Source organism: Roseobacter sp., from assembly GCF_039970775.1.
Taxonomy (GTDB): domain Bacteria; phylum Pseudomonadota; class Alphaproteobacteria; order Rhodobacterales; family Rhodobacteraceae; genus Roseobacter.
In genome coordinates this window covers 1-19598 of sequence record NZ_JBDVLG010000016.1, presented here as the reverse complement: position 1 = coordinate 19598, position 19598 = coordinate 1, and the positions used below count along the sequence as shown (strand labels likewise).

General features: G+C 60.0%; 17 protein-coding genes. 13 read left to right on the top strand and 4 right to left on the bottom strand.

Annotation, left to right across the window (positions count from 1 at the left end; all coding sequences use genetic code 11):
- The 8 genes from ABJH13_RS02995 to ABJH13_RS02960 all read left to right on the top strand — a co-directional run.
- A partial coding sequence (locus tag ABJH13_RS02995) for a type VI secretion system-associated FHA domain protein (protein ID WP_348404732.1) occupies positions 1-186 on the top strand: 186 nt, incomplete at its 5' end.
- An 11-nt stretch (positions 187-197) separates the two neighbouring features.
- The gene (tssJ, locus tag ABJH13_RS02990; RefSeq protein WP_348404731.1) at positions 198-638 is read left to right on the top strand and encodes a type VI secretion system lipoprotein TssJ; all 441 of its coding nucleotides are present in this window, start codon (positions 198-200) and stop codon (positions 636-638) included.
- Between the two features lie 23 nt (positions 639-661).
- Positions 662-2014, top strand: coding sequence for a type VI secretion system baseplate subunit TssK (gene tssK / locus ABJH13_RS02985; RefSeq protein ID WP_348404730.1), 1353 nt, complete (start codon positions 662-664; stop codon positions 2012-2014).
- On the top strand, positions 2011-3366 hold the full coding sequence (gene tssL, locus ABJH13_RS02980; protein ID WP_348404729.1) for a type VI secretion system protein TssL, long form: 1356 nt from the start codon (positions 2011-2013) through the stop codon (positions 3364-3366). The genes tssK and tssL overlap by 4 nt, the downstream gene beginning before the upstream one ends.
- Positions 3367-3369: 3 nt before the next feature.
- Positions 3370-6939: a type VI secretion system membrane subunit TssM gene (gene tssM, locus ABJH13_RS02975; protein ID WP_348404728.1), complete on the top strand. Its 3570-nt coding sequence runs from the start codon at positions 3370-3372 to the stop codon at positions 6937-6939.
- On the top strand, positions 6936-7553 hold the full coding sequence (gene tagF / locus ABJH13_RS02970; RefSeq protein WP_348404727.1) for a type VI secretion system-associated protein TagF: 618 nt from the start codon (positions 6936-6938) through the stop codon (positions 7551-7553). Before tssM ends, tagF begins: the two co-directional genes overlap by 4 nt.
- Complete coding sequence (locus ABJH13_RS02965) at positions 7550-8269, top strand: protein phosphatase 2C domain-containing protein (RefSeq protein WP_348404726.1); 720 nt, start codon at positions 7550-7552, stop codon at positions 8267-8269. The genes tagF and ABJH13_RS02965 overlap by 4 nt, the downstream gene beginning before the upstream one ends.
- A gap of 14 nt (positions 8270-8283) precedes the next feature.
- A complete protein-coding gene (locus tag ABJH13_RS02960) occupies positions 8284-9318 on the top strand; it encodes a hypothetical protein (RefSeq protein ID WP_348404725.1) in 1035 nt (344 codons plus the stop codon).
- A 153-nt stretch (positions 9319-9471) separates the two neighbouring features.
- Here ABJH13_RS02960 and ABJH13_RS02955 read toward each other — a convergent pair whose 3' ends face one another.
- The 4 genes from ABJH13_RS02955 to ABJH13_RS02940 form a co-directional block, all read right to left on the bottom strand.
- Positions 9472-9681: a hypothetical protein gene (locus ABJH13_RS02955; protein ID WP_348404724.1), complete on the bottom strand. Its 210-nt coding sequence runs from the start codon at positions 9679-9681 to the stop codon at positions 9472-9474.
- A gap of 312 nt (positions 9682-9993) precedes the next feature.
- The gene (locus ABJH13_RS02950) at positions 9994-11478 is read right to left on the bottom strand and encodes an ABC transporter substrate-binding protein (protein ID WP_348404723.1); all 1485 of its coding nucleotides are present in this window, start codon (positions 11476-11478) and stop codon (positions 9994-9996) included.
- A gap of 18 nt (positions 11479-11496) precedes the next feature.
- Positions 11497-12786 (bottom strand): acetylornithine deacetylase/succinyl-diaminopimelate desuccinylase family protein, encoded by a 1290-nt coding sequence (locus ABJH13_RS02945; RefSeq protein WP_348404722.1) that lies wholly within the window; start codon positions 12784-12786, stop codon positions 11497-11499.
- An 80-nt stretch (positions 12787-12866) separates the two neighbouring features.
- Positions 12867-14126 (bottom strand): aminotransferase class V-fold PLP-dependent enzyme, encoded by a 1260-nt coding sequence (locus ABJH13_RS02940; RefSeq protein ID WP_348404721.1) that lies wholly within the window; start codon positions 14124-14126, stop codon positions 12867-12869.
- Positions 14127-14270: 144 nt separating this feature from the next.
- Between ABJH13_RS02940 and ABJH13_RS02935 the strand changes: the two genes are divergently transcribed.
- The 5 genes from ABJH13_RS02935 to ABJH13_RS02915 all read left to right on the top strand — a co-directional run bounded on the left by ABJH13_RS02935 (position 14271) and on the right by ABJH13_RS02915 (position 19461).
- Positions 14271-14462, top strand: coding sequence for a PLDc N-terminal domain-containing protein (locus tag ABJH13_RS02935; protein WP_348404720.1), 192 nt, complete (start codon positions 14271-14273; stop codon positions 14460-14462).
- Between the two features lies 1 nt (position 14463).
- Positions 14464-15399 carry a YihY/virulence factor BrkB family protein gene (locus tag ABJH13_RS02930; protein ID WP_348404719.1) on the top strand — a complete coding sequence of 312 codons (936 nt, stop codon included), beginning with the start codon at positions 14464-14466 and terminating at the stop codon, positions 15397-15399.
- A gap of 208 nt (positions 15400-15607) precedes the next feature.
- On the top strand, positions 15608-16144 hold the full coding sequence (locus tag ABJH13_RS02925; protein WP_348404718.1) for a WbuC family cupin fold metalloprotein: 537 nt from the start codon (positions 15608-15610) through the stop codon (positions 16142-16144).
- 47 nt (positions 16145-16191) lie between these two features.
- Positions 16192-17391, top strand: coding sequence for a methyltransferase domain-containing protein (locus ABJH13_RS02920; protein WP_348404717.1), 1200 nt, complete (start codon positions 16192-16194; stop codon positions 17389-17391).
- A 117-nt stretch (positions 17392-17508) separates the two neighbouring features.
- Positions 17509-19461, top strand: a complete 1953-nt coding sequence (locus tag ABJH13_RS02915; RefSeq protein WP_348404716.1) for a hypothetical protein — start codon at positions 17509-17511, stop codon at positions 19459-19461.
- The last annotated feature ends 137 nt before the right edge of the window (positions 19462-19598 follow it).

Genomic DNA, 19598 nt, shown 5'->3' with positions numbered 1-19598 from the left:
CAGCTGAGCCCCGAAGCCGTATCCGACCCCCCCGCCCGCGGATTGCTGAGCAACCCCAAGGCACGCGCGTGGGACGCTTATGTCCGCCACCACGGCGCATTGGTGCGCCAAACCGAAGACGATTTTCAAGCCACCTTTGGCCGGGAATTTTCCCGCGCCTATGAACAACAAATTTCCAAACTATGAAGGATACCCCCATGATCCCCCGCCGCCAATTGATCCTTTCGACACTGGCCCTTGGTGCGCTTGGTGCCTGTGCCAGCCAAGGCCCGACGCCCACAGATGTCGCGCTGAGCATCACCGGGGCCGCCGATATGAACGGCGGCGCCCCCGCGCAGGTAAAAATCTACTACCTCGCCGATGCGCGCGTTTTCCGGGCCGCAGATTTCTTTGCGCTCTTCGAGGTTCCAGAGACGACGTTGGGCGATGATCTGATCGCGACACAGACCTTTGGCCTCGCACCGGGGCGCATCATCACCAACACCCAAAGTTTCGCGACAACACCGCCCGCAGCCATCGGCGTGGTCGCGGCATTCCGTGACATCGATGGCGCGTTTTCGGCCACCCGGACCTTGATGCCAAACGCGTCAAATACGGTTGCGATCACACTCACCGGCAACCGCGTCACGATCCGCTGACCCCGCCCAAGGAGCCCTATCACATGTCTTGGCACAACAAAGTCATCTGGCAAGAAGGTCTGTTTCTACAGCCTCAACATTTCCAGCAACAAGACCGCTATACCGAGGCATTGGTCGCCGGGGTCGCCGGCAATCTGACACCCTATGGGTGGGGCGTAAACGCGTTGAGCCTTGGTAGCGAATTGTTAAAACTGGGCAAGCTGGCGGTCACATCGGCGCGGGGGCTGACCCCGGACGGGGCGGTGTTTCAGATCCCGCAGGTGGATGCGCTGCCTGCCGCGCTTGATGTGCCCGAAACGGTCAAGGACGCTGTGGTTTATCTGACGGTACCCACCCGGCGTGAGGGCGCGGCAGAGGTTGATCTGACAGGCGACCCAAGCGCTGCATCGCGCTATGCCCCCGACGAGATCGACGTGATGGACAGCAGCGGGCGCGACCCGCGCGCGGCGTCGATTGCGGTGGGCAAGCTGCGCATGACGCTGGCGTTGGATCTTGACGAGTTGACTGACCGTCTGGTGATCCCCATTGCGCGTATCCGCGAGGTGCGTGCGGGGGGCGAAATCATGCTTGATCAGGGATTTATCGCCTCTTGCCTTGATGCGCGTGCCGCGCCCGTGTTGCATGATTTCCTCGAGGAACTTGAGGGCCTTTTGAGCCACCGTGCACAGGCGCTTTCGGGCCGTCTGGTGCAAAACGGAACGGCCAAGGGCGTGGCCGAGATATCTGATTTCCTGCTGTTGATCGCAATCAACGCAGCCCTGCCGCAGATACGCCACCTGCACAGCACCCCCAACGTGCACCCGGCCGCGATATACCAACAGCTTGTGGGGCTTGCAGGGCAACTGGCAAGCTTTATGGCGCAGGACCGTTTGGCCCCCGAATTTCCGATTTACCGCCACGCGGATCTGACGGGCAGTTTTCGCCCGGTCATGCGCGCGTTGCGGGAAAATCTTAGCATGGTGTTGGAGCAAAACGCCGTGGCAATCCCGCTGCAGCAACGCAACTACGGCGTGTCGGTGGCGATGATCGAAGACAAATCATTGCTGACCACGGCCAAGTTCATTCTGGCGGCCAAGGCCAGCGTCCCTGCCGAAAGCGTGCGGCGCCATTTCCCCGGACAGGCCAAGCTGGGCCCGGTCGAAGAAATTCGCCAACTTGTGAACTCTGCCCTACCGGGGTTGGATTTGCGTGCCTTGCCGGTGGCGCCGCGGCAGGTACCGTATCACGCAGGGGTCGTTTATTTTGAGATCGACCGCGCCAACCCATATTGGCAACAAATGCGTGGCTCTGGCGGGTTGGCGATCCATGTAGCGGGCGATTTTCCGGATTTGGAGATGGAACTTTGGGCGATCCGCGCCGGAAAGGCCGCGTCATGAGCCAGGACGACCCGTTCGCAGAACCCGGTGACACCGATAAAACCGTGATCCGGCTCAACCCCGGCGGCAGGTTGACACCCCCCGTGGCCCCGCCCGTGCCCGCCGCGACCACACCCATGAATACCCCGTCCGAGCCGCCGTTGGAGATTGCCCAAGGGATGGCCGGGCTGAACCCGCTGTGTGTGGCAGCCTCGCCGCTGTTTCAACTGGTTGGGCGCATCCGCAACCGCGCCGGTCACAACGACCCAGAACAGCTGCGCAATGGGGTCACCGCCGAAATCCGCGCGTTTGAGACGCGCGCGGGTCAGGCCGGTGTGCCGGCACGGGTCACAACGGTGGCGCGCTATGCGCTTTGTGCCACGGTGGATGACGTGGTGCTCAATACGCCGTGGGGCGGCGCGAGCCTTTGGGCACGTCAAAGCATGGTTGGCACGTTTCATCGTGAAACCCACGGCGGCGAACGCTTCTACGATTTACTTGACCGGTTGCAGGCCGATCCCGGCACAAACCTGGATTTGCTGGAGCTGTTATATATGTGCCTCGCGTTGGGCTTTGAGGGACGTTTGCGTGTGGCCCCACGGGGCGCCGAAAAACACCTGAGCCTGCGGGATGGATTGGCGCGCAGCATTCGCGCCCAACGGGGCCGTGCAGAGCCGGATCTGTCGCCCCGCTGGCGTGGGTTGAATGTCGCACACCGCGTGTTGTCGGTGTGGATGCCGATCTGGTTGCTGGGGGGGGTGACGGTGGCAGGCATTGCCGCGGCGTTTTTTGTGCTGTCTTTTCTGCTGGGCTTTGACACCCACCGCGTTCGTGGGCAAATCGCGGCGCTTGATGTCGCGGGGCCTGCGAGCCTTGTGCGTGCGCCCACCCCGACGCCACCCCCGCCGCCCCCTGCACCGGTGATCCCGAAGTTCGACGCGCTAGAACGGATCCGTGGTTTTTTGGCGCCGGAAATCGCGCAGGATCTGGTGCGTGTCGCAGGCGAAGGCAACACTGTGCGCATCCGCATTAACGGGCAGGGGATGTTTGGGTCGGGCTCTGACGTGCTGCGCCCTGATATCCGCCCGTTGATCGACCGGGTTGCGCGCGCGCTGGACCCAGAGGCGGGGCCCGTCATCATTGCGGGCCATTCCGACAATGTCCCGATTAACACCGCGCGGTTTGGGTCTAACACGGCCCTGTCGCTGGCGCGCGCCCAAGCGGTGATGAGCGAGATCGCCAAGACGCTCTTTGATCCGGGGCGGCTGACCGCCGAGGGGCGCGCCGACAGCGACCCCATCGCGCCCAATGACACCGCCGAGGGTCGCGCCCAAAACCGTCGCATCGACATTATTTTGATAAAGGCAGGTTGAGCCATGATCCGTCATTTCTTTTGGAACGTCCTTTTGTCCCCCATCGGCATTGTGGTGCTGACTGCGGGGCTGTTGCTGGGGCCTTTGTGGTACCTCGGGCCTTTGCTGGAAATCGCAGGCGTGCGGCCCTTTGATACGGTGCTGGACCGGGTGGCAGGCACGCTGTCTATCCTTGCGGCGGCGGTTATTTTGGTGCTGGTCTTGTTGTTGACCCGGCGCAGCCATGAAACCCAGATCACCGACGAAATGGCGCGTCAGGTCCACGCGGAGGACGCCGAAGAAGCCGCCGTGACCGCCGAGCTTGGTGACATCGGCACGCGGCTGAAAACGGCGCTACAGACGTTGCGCAAAACGCGTGCGGGTGGATGGTTTGGCAAAGGGCATCTTTATCAGCTGCCTTGGTACATCATGATCGGCCCGCCGGGTGCGGGCAAAACCACGGCCATCGTGAATTCAGGTCTGCATTTCCCGCTGGCCGAAACGATGGGCGTGGGGGCCATTGGCGGTGTGGGCGGCACGCGCAACTGCGATTGGTGGTTCACCGACGAGGCCGTGTTGCTGGACACCGCCGGGCGCTACACCACCCAAGACAGCAATGCCGCCGCAGACAGTCGCGCGTGGGCGGGGTTTCTTGACATGCTCAAGAAGCATCGCAAACGTCAGCCGATCAATGGTGCGCTGGTGGCGATCAGCCTGTCGGATCTGGCGCAGATGGATGCCGCCACCGCCGCCAGTCACGCGCAGGCCATCCGTCTGCGGCTACAAGAACTACGCGACCGGCTTGGGGTGAATTTCCCGGTTTATGTAACGCTGACCAAGGCTGATTTGGTCGCCGGTTTTCAGGAGTTTTTTGACGGGCTGGGCAGCCAAGAACGCGAGCAGGTCTGGGGTATGACCTTGCCGAAAGACGCAGGCATCGCCGGGTTTGCCACGGAATTTGATGCGCTGGTCGCGCGCCTTAGCGATCATAGCCTAGAGCGGATGCAGAGCGAGACGGATTTCCAACGCCGAGCCCTGATCGCGGGTTTTCCGGCGCAGATGGCAAGCCTGCGCGAGGCCGCTGAACAATTCCTAGACGACGTGTTCCAAGAGAGCCGCTATCATGCGCCGTTGCCTTTGCGCGGTGTGTATTTCACCTCTGGCACGCAAGAGGGCCTGCCCATTGACCGCTTGATGGCCGGCATGGCGCAGAGCTTTGGCATCGGGCGGCAGGCCATTGGCACGGGCCAAGGGCAGGGGCGTAGCTTTTTCCTGACGCGACTGTTGCGCGATGTGGTCTTTGGCGAGGCCGGGCTGGTGTCGCGCGATGATACGGTAGAACGGCGCACCCGGTGGGCCACGCGCGGGGCGATTGGCGCAGGTGTGCTGGGCTTTGCCCTGATCGGCGGTGTGCTGCTGAATAGCTTTATCGGCAACCGGGCGCTTTTGGCAGACACCGGCGGGCAAATCGCGCGCTTTGAGGTGCTGGCCGCGGCTTTGCCCCCCAGCCCTGTGGCGGATACAGATCTGGCCCCGGTTGCGGTTGCGCTGAATATCCTGCGCGATCTGCCGGGCAATCCGGCGGCCACAGACCCCGAACCGCCCCGCGCCTTGCGCTATGGGCTTTATCAGGGCGATGTGATCGGCACCGAGACGGCGCAAAGCTACCGTGCCGCGCTCAATACGCTCATGTTGCCACGGATGTTGGTCCGGATCGAAGAGGTGATGCGGCGCGACCTGCGCGACAGTGATGCGCTTTTTGATGCGTTGAAATCTTATATGATGTTGGGGCTTTTGGTGCCTATGGACAGTGCGCATGTGGCTGGGTGGATGGCCGAAGATTGGGCAGATCTGCATGCAGGCGCGCCCGAATTACAGGCCGATCTGCGCGGGCACCTGGATCAGATGCTGGCGCAACCCATGCAGGACATCGCGCTTGACGGGGCGTTGATCGCGCAGGCGCAGGCCGTGTTGGCGGAAACGCCGATATCCGAACGGATTTACCGCAGCATCGTCACGACGCCCGCCGCTGAGGCGCTGGCCCCGTTTCGCATCACCCAAGCCGGTGGCCCGGCGGCGTCGCGCGTGCTGGTGCGCCCTTCTGGTCGTCCGCTGAGCCAAGGCATCGAAGGGGTGTACACACGCAGCGCGTTTTATGAGTTTTTCCTGCCCGAGGTCTTGCTGGCTGGGGACCGCGCGCTGCGCGACAGTCGTATCCTTGGGCCGTTAGGTCAGATCGAAGACAGCCCGCAAGCACGTGCGTTGATCACCCGCGATGTGCTGGCGCTATATGAAACCGACTATGTGGCGCGCTATGACGCATTGCTGGCGGATATCGATATTTTGCCAATCACGAGCCTGGCGCAAGCCACCGATGTGATCAACATCCTGTCGGGTCCGGTGTCGCCGTTGCGCAACCTGTTGATCAGCGTCGCCGAAGAAACCCGGCTGACGGCTGTGCCCACGGTTGATGCGGTGACGGGTGCTGCAGCAGGTCAGGCGCAGGAGTTCGCCATTGACGAGATTGCGGGCAGTTTGAGCCTTGATTTCGAGGAATTCTTTAATGCCGTGCGCGGCACGTTGGAGCAGATCCCCGATGAGAGCCCACCCGTACCGGGGCAATTCGTCGAGGACCGTTTTGCCGACCTGCAACAATTTGCCAACCGCACAGAAGGACCGTCTGAGCTTGACCGGATCATGGGCCTGATGACCAGCGTCTATGACGCGTTGAACCGGCTGTCTTTGGGTCAGAACCTCAGCAATGCGTTGCTGGACGGTCCCGAAAACGCGCCCGCGCAGCTAGAGGCCGAAATCGCGCGGATGCCTGCACCCATGGAGCGTTGGGCCGGGCAGGTGGTGCAGGCCTCTGCCGGGGCCGCAGTGGGGGGCGCACGGGCCGAGATCAACGCGGCCTGGCAGGCCGAGGTATTGCCATTTTGCACGCGGGCCACGCAGGGGCGCTATCCGTTTGACCGGGGCGCACAAGAAGACGTGGCGTTGCAGGATTTTGGCCGCCTCTTTGGCCCCAGTGGCCTGATCGAGCGTTTCTTTGACACGCACCTCGCGCAGTTTGTCGATACCACGCAAGATCCGTGGCAGGTCCGGCGCGTCAACGGGATCGACGTGGGGTTGCCAACCGGGGTGATCGCTCAATTTCAACGGGCCGATGAGATCAAGAACAGCTTTTTCACCGGCTCCGGCCTGCTCAATGTAGGGTTTGAAATTACGCCTGCCGCATTGGATCCTGTGGTGGAACGGGTCACGTTGGAAACCGGCGGCCAAATCGTCAGCTATGCCCATGGCCCCCCACAAACCAGCGCGCTGGTATGGCCCGGCACCCCCGGCGCGCGCAGCCGCGTGGCCTTTAGCCCCGGACAACCCGGCGGGCGCAATGACCTAAGCACGCAAGGGCCATGGTCTCTGTTTCGCCTGCTAGACGGCGCGGAACTGCGGCGCACCAACGTCAGTGACCGCAACCGCGTGGTGTTCACCCTAGGTGGGCAGATCGCGATATTCGAACTGCGCGCGGGCTCTGTGCTCAACCCCTTCACGCTTGATGCACTTGGGGGCTTTGGCTGCCCGGCGTCACTATGAGCCGCGCGGTGGGGTTTGGGTATTATGGCAAACTGCCGATGGCCGGTGATTTTCTGCGCGGGGGGCTGTCGGTGGGGTTTGTCGACGCATGGGACATCTGGATGCAGCGCACGTTGGAGCAGTCGCGCACCGCGCGCGCGCCCGAGGCATGGTGGGCGGCGTACTTGCGCGCGCCGATCTGGCGGTTCAGTGTTGCACCGGGGCTGTTGGGGCCGCGTGGCGCGGTGGGCATTGTGATGCCAAGCCACGACAGGGTGGGCCGGGCGTTTCCCTTTTGCGTCGCGTGTGAAACGGACCTGCCCCCGTTGGCCGCCAACCTCGCAGCGCAGCCCGTGGTCGAACGGCTGGAACGCGCAGTGCTGAGCATGACGGTACCTGACGCTTCCTTGATGGCGTTCAAAGATCATCTGGCGCAATTGCCGGGCCTTGCGGATGTGCCGCCCGGATTGGGGCAGGGGGGTGGGTCGATCTGGGTCACGGCATCACCGGATGTGGCGCGGCTGATGTGCGTGCCGGAATTGCCGGCAGGCCCCGCACAGACCGCAGCCCTTTTTGACGCGCAAGCGCCCTATTGGCAGCCACCACAGCCCACGAGGCCGGAGTATTTTGCATGACCCAAACCATGATGCGGCGCTTTAGTGCACGCACCCATATCGGCCTGATCCGCCCGGTGAATGAGGACGCGATCTTTGCCATGCCCGATCTGGGGCTTTGGGCCGTTGCGGATGGTATGGGCGGCCATGGGGGTGGTGATTTTGCCAGCCAATCTGTGGTGGACGCATTGGCGGCCCTGCCTGCGGACCCATCGCCCGACACCTTGCCTGCGCGGTTGCGTGCCGCACTAGGGCAGGCGCATGCCGAGATCCAATGCGAAGCCGCACGCCGGGGCAAACGCACCATGGGCAGCACCGTTGTGGTGTTGGTGCTGGCGGGGGCGCATTTTTTGTGCCTGTGGTCCGGGGACAGTCGGCTGTACCGGCTGCGCGACGGGCGGTTGGATCAGATCACTCAGGACCATTCGGTTGTGGCGGCGTTGGTAAGTGCCGGGCAGCTGACACAGGAGGCCGCCGCAGATCACCCCCAAAGCAACCAGATCACCCAAGCCGTGGGCGTGGGGCCCGTGCCGGGCATCGAAAAACGCCGCGGGGCCGTTGCACGGGGGGATCGGTTCTTGCTCTGCTCGGACGGATTGACCCGGTACGCCAGTGACAAAGTCCTCGCCCGCGTGATGCGCGAGACGCCCATTGCGACCCTTGCCGACGCATTGCTGCACATCGCCCTTGACGGTGGCGCGGCTGACAATGTGTCGGTCATCGTGGTCGAGGTCTGAAAAGGAACCACAGCATGGTCTGTTTTTGCACAACCCCGGCGGCGGCGATCCCGTCGCGGATTTCGTCCAGCTTTTCGATGGCGCTGCCGCAGGTGCCGTTGCAAATGCAACTGGCGTTGGCCTTGCCAGCAATCACCCCCGAAAACCGGCTGGACATGCAGCTGGGCGCTTTCATGAGCAACCTCACCCTGCCGACCCTGTCGATGCCAAGCGGTGGGTTGTTTCAGATCGCGCCGATGTTGGCGTTGGTGGGAGGGACGTTTCCCTTGATGGATCTGCCCGCGTTGGAGCTTTCGCTGCAACAAATGGGCGATACGATGATGACCAACGTCTGGCCGCTGGCGGGGTGGCTTGCCTCGCTTAAGATGGCGCCATTGTTGAATTTTGCGCTCGCGGCGCGGATGGTGCTGGACCTGCGCGCGCTGGGGATCGACCCGCTCGAGATGTCCTACACGATGCCACGGGTCAGCTATCCGGGGCATCATTTCCGGATGTCGATGCCGCGTCCGCAACTCGCCATGGCGCGGATTTTGATGGGCCTGCCCAGCCTGTTTTCCCTGACCGAGACCTTTCAATTGCCCACTTTGGGCGAGGATGGCGTCGCACGCGGCATGACAAGCGCGCTGATGGGGTTGGCCGGTATCAAGCCGCCTCAGCTTGGCATCTCGTTGCCTCAACTTAGCAAATTCGCACTTGTCTTGAGTTCATTGGCCACGATCAAACTGGCGTTTGGCGATATCGGCCTGTCGGGTGCTGGCCTTGCGCCAATTCGGGCGATGATGCGGTTTTGGGGAGGGTTGCCTTTTCCCATGCCGCCGATGCCGGCGCTGGACCTTCAGATGCAACTGGACGCGCTGCCCTCGATGGAGTCAGTACAGTTGGGCGCCGGGATGGCCACGCCCGCGCTTTTTGCGCCGATGATGGGTATTTCAATGCCGCAGATCAGCTTTTTGCCGGTGGCCAACCTGATGCTGGGGCTGAGCGCCTCGCTCAAAATTGTGCTGGACATGGAGCCGCTCGACGCTTGCAGCTTGTGTCCTTTTTCATGACTCAAAGCTCAAAACATACGCATAAGTATGTTTACGGCTGCATGCGACACCAGTACCCTGCCACCGGCATTTGCGCGGCGTATGTCGTGACGTAAAAGCAGGGCGCGCCGCGGGCTTTCTTGCCAAAGCATGGGCCGGACGCGCCCGGTTGGTTTAGATAGGCATGTTGTCGAACATGTCTTCGATGGCCTCGTCACGCAGTTCGTTGTTCATGCGTTCAAGCCTACGCGGGACGCTCTGCCCCGTGGCCCTGAGCGTGGCGACCACACGGTCGACTTGGGGCTGCAGCGCCATGCGTTCGGTGTGCGTGGCGGTTTTGATCTGATCTTCGAGTTGGTTTGCGCGCTGTTGTAGGTCGGTCAAGGCAGTCTCCTTTGTTCCAAAGGGGCGGCGTCCCGAGGGATAAGCCAGCTTTGGGTGTTCCCAGTCCTCGTGTGATCAGAGTACACGCTAAGGTGGTGTTCGGGCAAGCGTTGGGGGCTTTGATCGGCGAGATTCAGACATTGGATTTAAGGATGGCTTATCAATTTTGCCGCAAGCCATTGATTGCTGCATTTTACATACCATACCGTATGTAAAATGCTGTTTTGCAGCGTGCACAACTGAGGCGTCTGGTCTCGTTTTTGATGCGCGGCAAAACCAGGAGGCCACCGATTCGCAGCCCCCTGAGGTGGATTAGTCGACCCAGCTGACGCCTGTCAGATCGGTGGCTTGGGTGGGCGCATTGGTCCACAAGCCGCGCAGACCGGACTTGGCCACAGACAATTGCGCCAGTTGGAATAGATACCCGTTCACGTAATCATCCGCGATCATCTGCTGTGCATCGCCCATCATACTGGTGCGCGCATCGGGGTCGGTGGTGGTGTTCAGCTTGGCGATCAGCGTCTGGAAATCCGGGTTGTCATATTGGAAATAATAATCCGGGTTGGCATAGATGCCGATGTCCATGGGTTCGGTGTGGCTGACGATGGTCAGGCCGAAATCCTTGCCCTTAAAGACCGTTTCCAGCCACTGCGCCCATTCCACGTTCACGATCTGCGCGGTGATGCCCACCTGCGCCAATTGCGCGGCGATAATCTCGCCACCGCGGCGCGCATAAGAGGGGGGCGGCAGGTGCAATGTGGTCTCAAACCCATCGGGCAATCCTGCCTCGGCCAACAATGTGCGTGCCTTGTCTGGGTCGTAAGACGACTGCCCGGTTAGGTCTTTGTAGGCGGGGTTGTGGGGGGCAAAATGGGTGCCAATGGGCGTGCCATAGCCAAACATCGCACCATCAATGATGGCCTGCCGGTCGATCGCATGGGCCACGGCCTCGCGCACCAGCGGGTTGTCAAAGGGCGGCATCTTGTTGTTCGTACTTAGGATTGTTTCGCCTTCGGTCGATCCGACAAGCACCTGAAACCGGGGGTCGGCCTCAAACTGCGGTAGGTTTTCGGGGGCGGGGAAGGCATAGAAATAGTCGACATCTTCGGCCATCACCGATGCAAACGCCGCCGTTGGGTCGGATATGAACTTGAACGTCGCGGTGTCCAGCGCGGCGGGGGTGCCCCAATAGGCATCATTGCGCGCCAATTCGATCCGGTCAGATTGCACCCAGTTCACAAATTTGAACGCGCCGGTGCCGATGGGCATCTGTTTGATCGTCCCGATGCTTTCTGGTGCCACGATCACCGCGTCGCCCCAGGCAAGGTTAAACAGCATATTGCCGTTGGGTTCTGACAAGGTCAGCCGCACGGTCAGCGGGTCAATCACATCAACCGATGCAATCGCGGCATATAGTGCTTTTTGCGCATTGGCGCTGTCGTCCGCCAAGATCCGGTCGAGCGAGAATTTCACATCTTCGGCGTCCAATGTGGTGCCGTCATGAAAGGTCACGCCATCTTGCAGCGCAAAGGTATAGGTCAGCCCATCGGGGCTGATATCCCAACTGGCGGCGAGGCCGGGCACAACTGCACCGTCTGCCGTAAACCGGGTGAGCCCTTCAAAGACGTTAGAATACAGCACCGTATCAATGGCCCCAGCCGCGGCCGAGGTCGGATCAAGGTGCGGCGGCTCAAGCTGCACGGCGACGGTGATATCAGATTGGGCCCATGCGGCCCCCATGCTGGCGCCGAGCGCTGCCAAGCTGGCACAGGCCAGCCGTGTGACGAAATGGTTCATGAAAAGAGGCTCCCTTTTTCAGACGGTCTGGGGCATCAATAGCTTTTCAAGCGCGGCCCCCATGACCTTGGCGCTGTCGATCATATCATCAATGCCCACATATTCATCCGGTTTATGCGCCAGTTCCAAAATACCCGGCCCGTAGGCGATGCAGTTCTTGAGTCTGCCAATCCGGTCTATGTGCTTTTGGTCATAGGTTCCGGGCGATGCGACGTATTCGGGGGGCGTGCCAATAACGTCTTGGATGGCCTGCGCGACCGTTTGCACGATGGGCGCTGTCTTGTCTGTCATGGAGGGCAGCACGCTGTTGAGCTCGGTCAGCTCATAGTCGAAATTGGCGCGGGTGGATTTGAGCTCTTCGAGCAACCCTGTGACCTCGGCGCGCACCTGATCCAAGGGTTCTTCGACCAAGAACCGTCTGTCGATGGTGATGCGGCAGGCGTCGGGTACGCAATGGGCGGGCAGGCCGGTGAAATCTGCGCTTTGTTCCGGCTGGCCCCCGTGGATGGAATTGATGTTCATTGTGGATTGCCGCGCGCCTTCGGGGACGACCGGCATATCGGTCCGGCGCAGGGCCATGGCGGGAAAGAGTTTGTTTTCGAAGGTATCCAGCACGGCCCCCATATGGCGCACCGCGCAGTCACCCAAAAACGGCATGGACCCATGCGCAATCTCGCCCTTGGTTTCGATCTCGGCCCACCAGCCGCCCCGGTGCCCCAGACAGATGCGGTCTTTGTTCAGGGGTTCGGGGATGATCACATGCTGCACGCGGGTCGGGTCAAAAAAACCCTGTTCGGCCAGATAGGCGACGCCCCCATACCCGCCCGATTCCTCGTCTGCGGTGCCGGAAATCTCGATGACGCCGCTGAAATCAGGGTGGGTTTCAATGAACGCCTCTGCCGCGATAATAGAGGCCGCCAATCCGCCCTTCATGTCGCAGGCCCCGCGCCCGTAGATTTTGCCATCTTTGATATCGCCGCCAAACGGGTCCATCGTCCAGCCGCGCCCAACCTCGACGACATCTGTGTGGCTGTTGAAATGCACGCAGTCGCCGGGGTGCGTGCCCTCGCGGCGGGCGACGATATTCCAACGGGGGTATTTTTCGCTGTCACCGGGGGTGCCATGCGCGCGGATCAGTTGGGTTTGGAACCCATGCGCAGATAGGCGGGCGTCTAGGTGTTCGCAGATGTCGCGGTAACAGTCGCCCGGTGGGTTCAGCGTGGGGATGCGGATCAACTGTTGCGTCAGCGCGACCAGATCGTCGCGTTTGGCATCAATGGCGGCGGAGAGGCGTGAATTTTGTGACATACTCAAGTAGTGAGCCGCCGCCCGCCCGTTGGCAAGAGCCACACAGGCAGATCGCCGATATCACCGAGATGCAGCGCGGGTTAGCGCGCCGCAGTGATGCCCTTTATGGCGGTGAGAAAACTGCGGACCTCGTCGAGGGTATTATAGTGACACAAGGACACACGCACAGCCCCCTGCAGGCCCAACGGGGTCAGAATGTTGCCCGAATAATGGTCGGCTTTGCGGATATGGGTGCGGATGCCCTGCGCGTTCAGGGCCGCCACGATGTCGGCTGCGGGCAGGGTGTCCAAGGCGAAACACACAAGACCCTCGCGGGCAGGGTTATCGGCACCGCCCAAAATGGTGACGCCCGGCAGATCGGCAAGGCCGGGCAGGTTGCCCAACCCATGCAGCATCGCCTGCGTCAGCGCGTGTTCATGGGCGTGGATCGCAGCCCCTGCAGCCTCGATGCGGGTGCGACGGTCTGGGCTGGTGGTGTGCTGTGTGCCCAGCCAGTCCAGATAGGTCACCACGTCGGCAAACGTCGCATAGGCGCCGGTGTCGCGGGTGCCCATCTCCCACGCGGTTTCGGGGCCGTTGATCAGATGCTCCAAGGGCAAGGCGGTCATCCGGTCCGACACCCACGCAACCCCATACCCGTGCCGCGAGAACATCTTGTAGGGCGATACAACATACCCGTCGATGCCATAGGTATCGATATCAATATGGCCGTGGCTGGCGTGTTGGATGCCGTCAACGATGACAAACGCATCCGGGGCCACGGCGCGAATGGCGGCCGAAATCGCGGCAACGTCGTTGGCGATGCCCGTCACTGGCGAGGTGTGCAAAATCGTGGCGACGCGCACGTTGGGTGTCATATGTGCGGTATAAGCATCGGCGGTTACGGCCCCTGTCGCGTCGTCATGGGGGACGGATATGTAGGGCATATCTGCGGCGTTTGCCCAATGCGTCGCGGCGGACCGTGATGCGGGGTGTTCCACCGTGCTGCCGATGACCGCAGCACCGGCGCCCCCGCCCATCACTGCCGTACGGATCAGGCGAAATGTCAGTTCCGTGCCGCTTTCGCCCACAAAAAACTGCCCGCCGCGCGCATTGAAACATGTAGCCATGTCCGATTTGGCATCAGCGATGATCTGCCCCAACGCATGGGCGGCGGGGTTGTCGCGGCCTTGATTGTCGGGCAGGGCGGCAAAACGGGCCGAGGTTTCGACCACCGCGTTCAACGTTAATGCCCCGCCCGCGTTTTCGAAAAAGATACGGGGGCCTTGGAAAGGGCAACTGTCTACATGCGCAAAACGGTCGCGGATTTGAGACATCAATTCAGGGGCAAATGGGGGCATGGTGGTCCTGACGGGTTCATTTCACCACCCCATTCACGCCGCGAGGGGGCGCGTGTCAAGCTACGCGGGCGGCGGGCTGAAACAATCTGGGAACTCGAATGGGGCTGGTGCGTTTTACTTTCGACAGTCACACAGGAGAAAGCTATGTTAGAGTACGCAGGAGTAGGTGGATTTATTGTATTGGTCCTGAATATTTGGGCCTTGGTTTCCATCGTCGGTTCCGGGGCAACAACAGGGCCCAAAGTCCTGTGGACGCTTTTGGTTTTGGTCCTGCCGATCATTGGCTTTATCGTCTGGCTGCTGGCCGGGCCGCGTACTGGGAAGGTCGCCGCATAGAATGAACGAACCGCAGCGTTTCAGCTTTGCGATGGGCCGGACCGCCGTTTTCGGGGCAGGCAAGCAGATCGCTGCAAATAACCTTGGCCTGATTGCGGCTGGGGTTGCGTTTTATTCGATGTTGTCAGTGTTTCCAGCGCTTGCGGCGTTGATCGCGGTGCTCAGCCTGATCGCAGATCCGGCGGTGGTCATCGTGCAGCTTGAAGGCTTCCGCGACCTGATGCCCGACGCGGTTTACAATATTCTCAACCGCCAGATCGTGACGTTGGTCAGCGCAAGCTCCGGCACCTTGGGGTGGGCCGGTGTGGTGTCGTTGGGGGTCGCGTTGTGGTCGGCGCGGGCCGGGGTTGGTGCCATGATACACGGGCTGAATTTGGTGTACGGCCACAAAGGCCGGTCGAGTTTCTGGCATTATTTGCGTGCGCTGTTGTTGACGGTCAGCTTGTTGTCTGTGGGCGTGGTATCTGTGCTTACGATTGTGATCGCGCCCATTGTGTTGGCGTTTGTGCCTCTGGGGCCGCTCGCGTCGTTGACGCTTGACGTGTTGCGGTGGGGCATCGCGATTGTAGTGATTTTTGGCGGCATTGGCCTGTTATACCGTTTTGGTCCCAACCGCAAAAGCGCCAAGACCAGTTGGTTGTCCCCCGGTGCCATCGTCGCAGGAACAAGCTGGGCCGCGATGTCTATCGCGTTTTCATTTTATGTGCGTCATTTTGGAAACTACAACGAGGTCTATGGGTCTATCGGGGCTGTGATTGCGATGTTGATCTGGTTGTGGCTGAGCAGCTTTCTTGTCTTGCTCGGCGCGGCATTGAACGCCGAAATTGAAAAACAACGCGTTCACCCCCAAGACCAACCGCAAGGTCCGCACACCCCTGTTACCACGGACCCCTTGGCGCAAAACAGGCCACGCAAACCACGCCTGGACGGCGTGTAAATGAGCGCCGCAAACCCCACGGTTTTACCCGTCGTAGCCCGATACCCATGCACAACACCGCGCGGTCAGCAGGCAACCAAACCCGTGGCGCGCCTAATAATTGCATCCGTGGGAAAACCGTGGTTAACGTGTTTTTCAACCCATCAGTGCAGAGATGCAGCCCGGTGCCGGGGCATTTCGCCGCAAGATTTAGGAACGAGGCAGATGCATGTCTAAGGCCGGGTTTCGGCAGGTCGCTCCCGAGGTTTTTTACAGTGACGGCGGTTTTCGGGCGGTTGGTCCCGAGGATATCGCATTTCTCAAAATGATCGCGGGTGCATCACCCAGAAAACGGGCCCGTTTGTGCCTCCATTCTGGGCCCGACGACCTGCAGCAGGAAATGGTTATCGTGATGCACCGTGAAGCCTATGTGCAGCCACATCGCCATCACACCCGCGTTGAGACATTCAGCCTGATCGAGGGGCGCTGTGTCGCTATCCTGTTTGAAGATACTGGTGCCGTACAAACGCAGGCGCAGTTGTCTGCGCCCGGCGGGGACGGTGCGTTTTTTTACCGCATGCCGAACAACCGATACCACACGCTACTTTTTCAAAGCGAATGGACCGTCTTTGTTGAAACCACAACAGGTCCGTTTGACCCCAGCACCAGCAACGCCGCAGATTGGGCGCCGGACGAAAGTGACCTGCCTGACGGCCACCGCTTTATGCGCGCGCTTTTTCCTGACGATGTGGGGGCCACGACCTAAATGCGGTGGCGGCGCGGCGACGATATCCCCAAATACGGAGAACTATGATGACCTGTCTTGTTTGTGCGGCTGATCGTGTTGAGCAACATCTTGATGTGGGGACCCACCCGGTGGCGTCCTTCTTTTTGGCAACGCAGGACGCGCCTGAGCAAACGTTTGGTCTGCGCCTTGGTCAATGCGCCCGCTGCGGGACCGTTCAGATGATGCAGCCGGTGCCACATAGCGCGCTGATCCCGCCCTATGATTGGCTGTTGGCCCGCGAACCCGAAGAGCACCTTGACCAAACCGTCGACCAGATTTTGGCTTATGGCACGTTGGGCGCAGACAGTGTTATCGCGGGAGTTAGCTACAAAGACGACACAACCATCGACCGGTTTCGGGCCAAGGGTTTCAACCAAACATGGCGGCTGGATCTTGCCCAAGATCTGGGCATCGCTGACCCCAGAGCCAATATCGAAACGGTTCAGAAATTCTGCACGCCCGATAGGATGGCGGAGGTTGCACAGGCGCGGGCCCCCGCGGATTTGTTGATCGTCCGGCACATTACCGAACACGCTGAAAATCTGGGGGCGTTCATGGCTGGGCTGGCGGCGCTGGTTAAACCTGAGGGGTTGATCATGCTAGAGATCCCCGACTGCAGCGCGAACCTGATTGACCATGACTATTGCATGGTGTGGGAAGAGCATTCTTTGTACTTTACCCCGCAGACATTTGGGTTAATCCCGCCATTGGGTGGGTTCAAAACGCTGTGCCTTGATGTTCACCCACGCCCGTTTGAAAACTCCCTTGTGCTCATTGCTCAGAAAACCGATGCCCCTTCTGGCGATATCGCAACAGTGCCGGAACAGCGCGGGTTGCTTGCGGCCTACGCAAGCGCCTATGACAAAACAAAAACCGACGTCCGCACGCGTCTTGAAGCGGTTCGTGCCGAACAGGGGCCGATTGCTCTTTTTGGGGCGGGTCATCTGGCGCATGCCTTCGTTAACTTCCTGGATATTGCCGACCTGATTGATTTTGTCGCAGATGATACGCCGCAAAAGCAGGGTAAATTTCTGCCCGGAGCACGGTTGCCGATTTTGCCCAGCTCGGCGTTGGTAGAGCGGGGCGTAAAGCTCTGCCTGCTCGCGTTATCGATAAATAACGAGGATGCAGTTATCGGGCGCAATCAGGCGTTTGTTGATGCGGGCGGGGCGTTTCGGTCGGTTTTCCAATCTAGCCCACGGTCCATTTTCGAGCCGGATGGGTGAGGCGATGTGAAGCCATGCGTGATGTTTCAGACACGTACCATTCTTTTTGTTGCGCAAGTCGGCGGTGGCGTTGGCGGCGGGTTTTTCCAGACATAGACTGAGGTGAATGAAAAAAGGGTGAAACAATTGATCTCAAAACAAAAGGTGCGTTTTCTGACAGTTGTCTGGGGACCGCGCTACATTCGAGAGTTTGTCTCTGTATCGCTTCCTAGCTTTTTGGCGCCGGGCAACATGCCGGCTCTGGCATGCACGTCCGAATTGGAATGCGTGATCCTGACCACCGAAGCATCCCGCGCCGATTTTGAACGGGAGCCAAGCTTTCATCGTTTGTGCGAAGTTGCCAAAGTCAGCTTTATATATATTGATGATTTGATCGCCTCTGGGGCATACGGTGTCACGCTGACCCTAGCCTACGCACGCGGGATAATGGACGCGGGCGCGGCGCAGACAGAGACGTGGTTTGTGTTCATGAACTCTGATTTTGTGCTGGCGGATGGCAGTCTGGGGGCGTTGGCGGAGCGTCTGACTGACAAACCGGGTGCAATTATGTCTGCTTCGTTGCGGGCCAACGCGGAAGCCGCCCTTCCCCTGCTTGAGGCACGACTTTCAGCGGATCGTCCTGAGCTGGTTCTGCCGTCACGCGATGCCGTACGCATTGCGCTGGATCATCCGCACCGCACCGTAATTTCAAGAACTGCAACGCTGCCATCCATTTATAACACGAGTTTTACTCAGGTGTACTGGCGCGTTGATGAGGATACGCTTTTATCCCGTAACTTCCTTATCTTCATGCTTGCCATCCGGCCGCAGGTGCCAATGCCGCTGGTTTCATCATATTCAGACTACGGCTTCGTTCCCTCTTTGGTCCCTGATGGGCCAATCGACGTCATTGACGATTCCGACACGTTTTTCATGCTTGAACTACAACCTGAACAGCAAGAAGCTGAAATGCTTAAAATAGGCTCTACCACGCCGGAGGCCATCGCACAGGGCTTGCAGGAATGGACAACTGCCGAGCATCGGTTTTGCGGAACCAAAGACGTTGTATTCCATGCCGCTGACTTGCCTGACAAACTTGTCGATGCTCGGCGGGAAATTGATCATTACGTCGCGCGGATCACGACACATCTCACGAAGCCCAAAGAAGACAAGTTTCATAGGTATTGGCTGCAAGGCGTGGCCTTCTGGCAAACCTACCGCGGCGGCGGGCCGGGGCGTGACGCTCCGCCAGAGCTCGCAACCGAAGAACAACCAAGCCAACGTGAGGGTGTTTTGGGCACCGTTTTGTCAAGGATCGTTCCCAAACGCTTCCGTCCAAAGGGGTCTGTGCGCGTTGGTGGGTTACTAAGGCAGTGGATCATCCCGTCGCCGCCCTATCCGATTTGGACCGCGGGTTACAGCGCGCGTGCATTGTTAAAAATATGCGCCCGCGCCAATCTGGGAGCAAAACCCTGTGTGGTGTGGAACGAGGCAGATGCCGCTGACGGTATTACGCGCCGTTGGGTAGAGGTATTTTCTAAAAGATGCGGAGCAGAAACAAGCACTTGGGGTGCAGTAACGCCGCAGAAAACCCAAGAGTACAGTAGCTTTATTTATGTATCAAACAAGACCCATACAGCCAATGCGGTTCAGAATATAGCGGACCTGATTGCAGCCACTACAACTGCAACAAACTGTTTTTTGTTTGTGGACCAAACACATACAAAATTTGGGGCGGAACCACCGCAGAAAATGATCGCTGATATCATGATCAATTGTGACCCGTCACCGATATCGGCGGGAACCAAGATGGAATTACATTCTGCGGGCTATAGTCGGGATATTTGGCTGACGTCGCTCCAAAAGCGCGCGGCGCGGGCGCTGGTTGTGGACAGTCCTTTGGCGTTGTTCAGATCTCCGATGCACCTCTTGGGTGCGGTTTTGGCAACGCTTACGTTGATGTTGCAAAACCTGCTTGCCTCCAACCGAACGTCGGATGGGCAGTATTTGGCGTTGGCTGTTTTGATTGAGGTTTCCAAGCAGGCGGACACACCCTGCCGACACGCAAGCCAGCAAACACATGATAGGTGACCTGAGTCCCAAGTCTCCTCCAGCTTTGCGCGGAGTCCTTAGGGTTAAATCTTTGGCGTTAAGCTGCCATTTTGTCCATCGCCTTTCTCTGCAAGAATTCCGCCGGCGTCAGGTTGCCCAATGCGGAATGAGGTCTG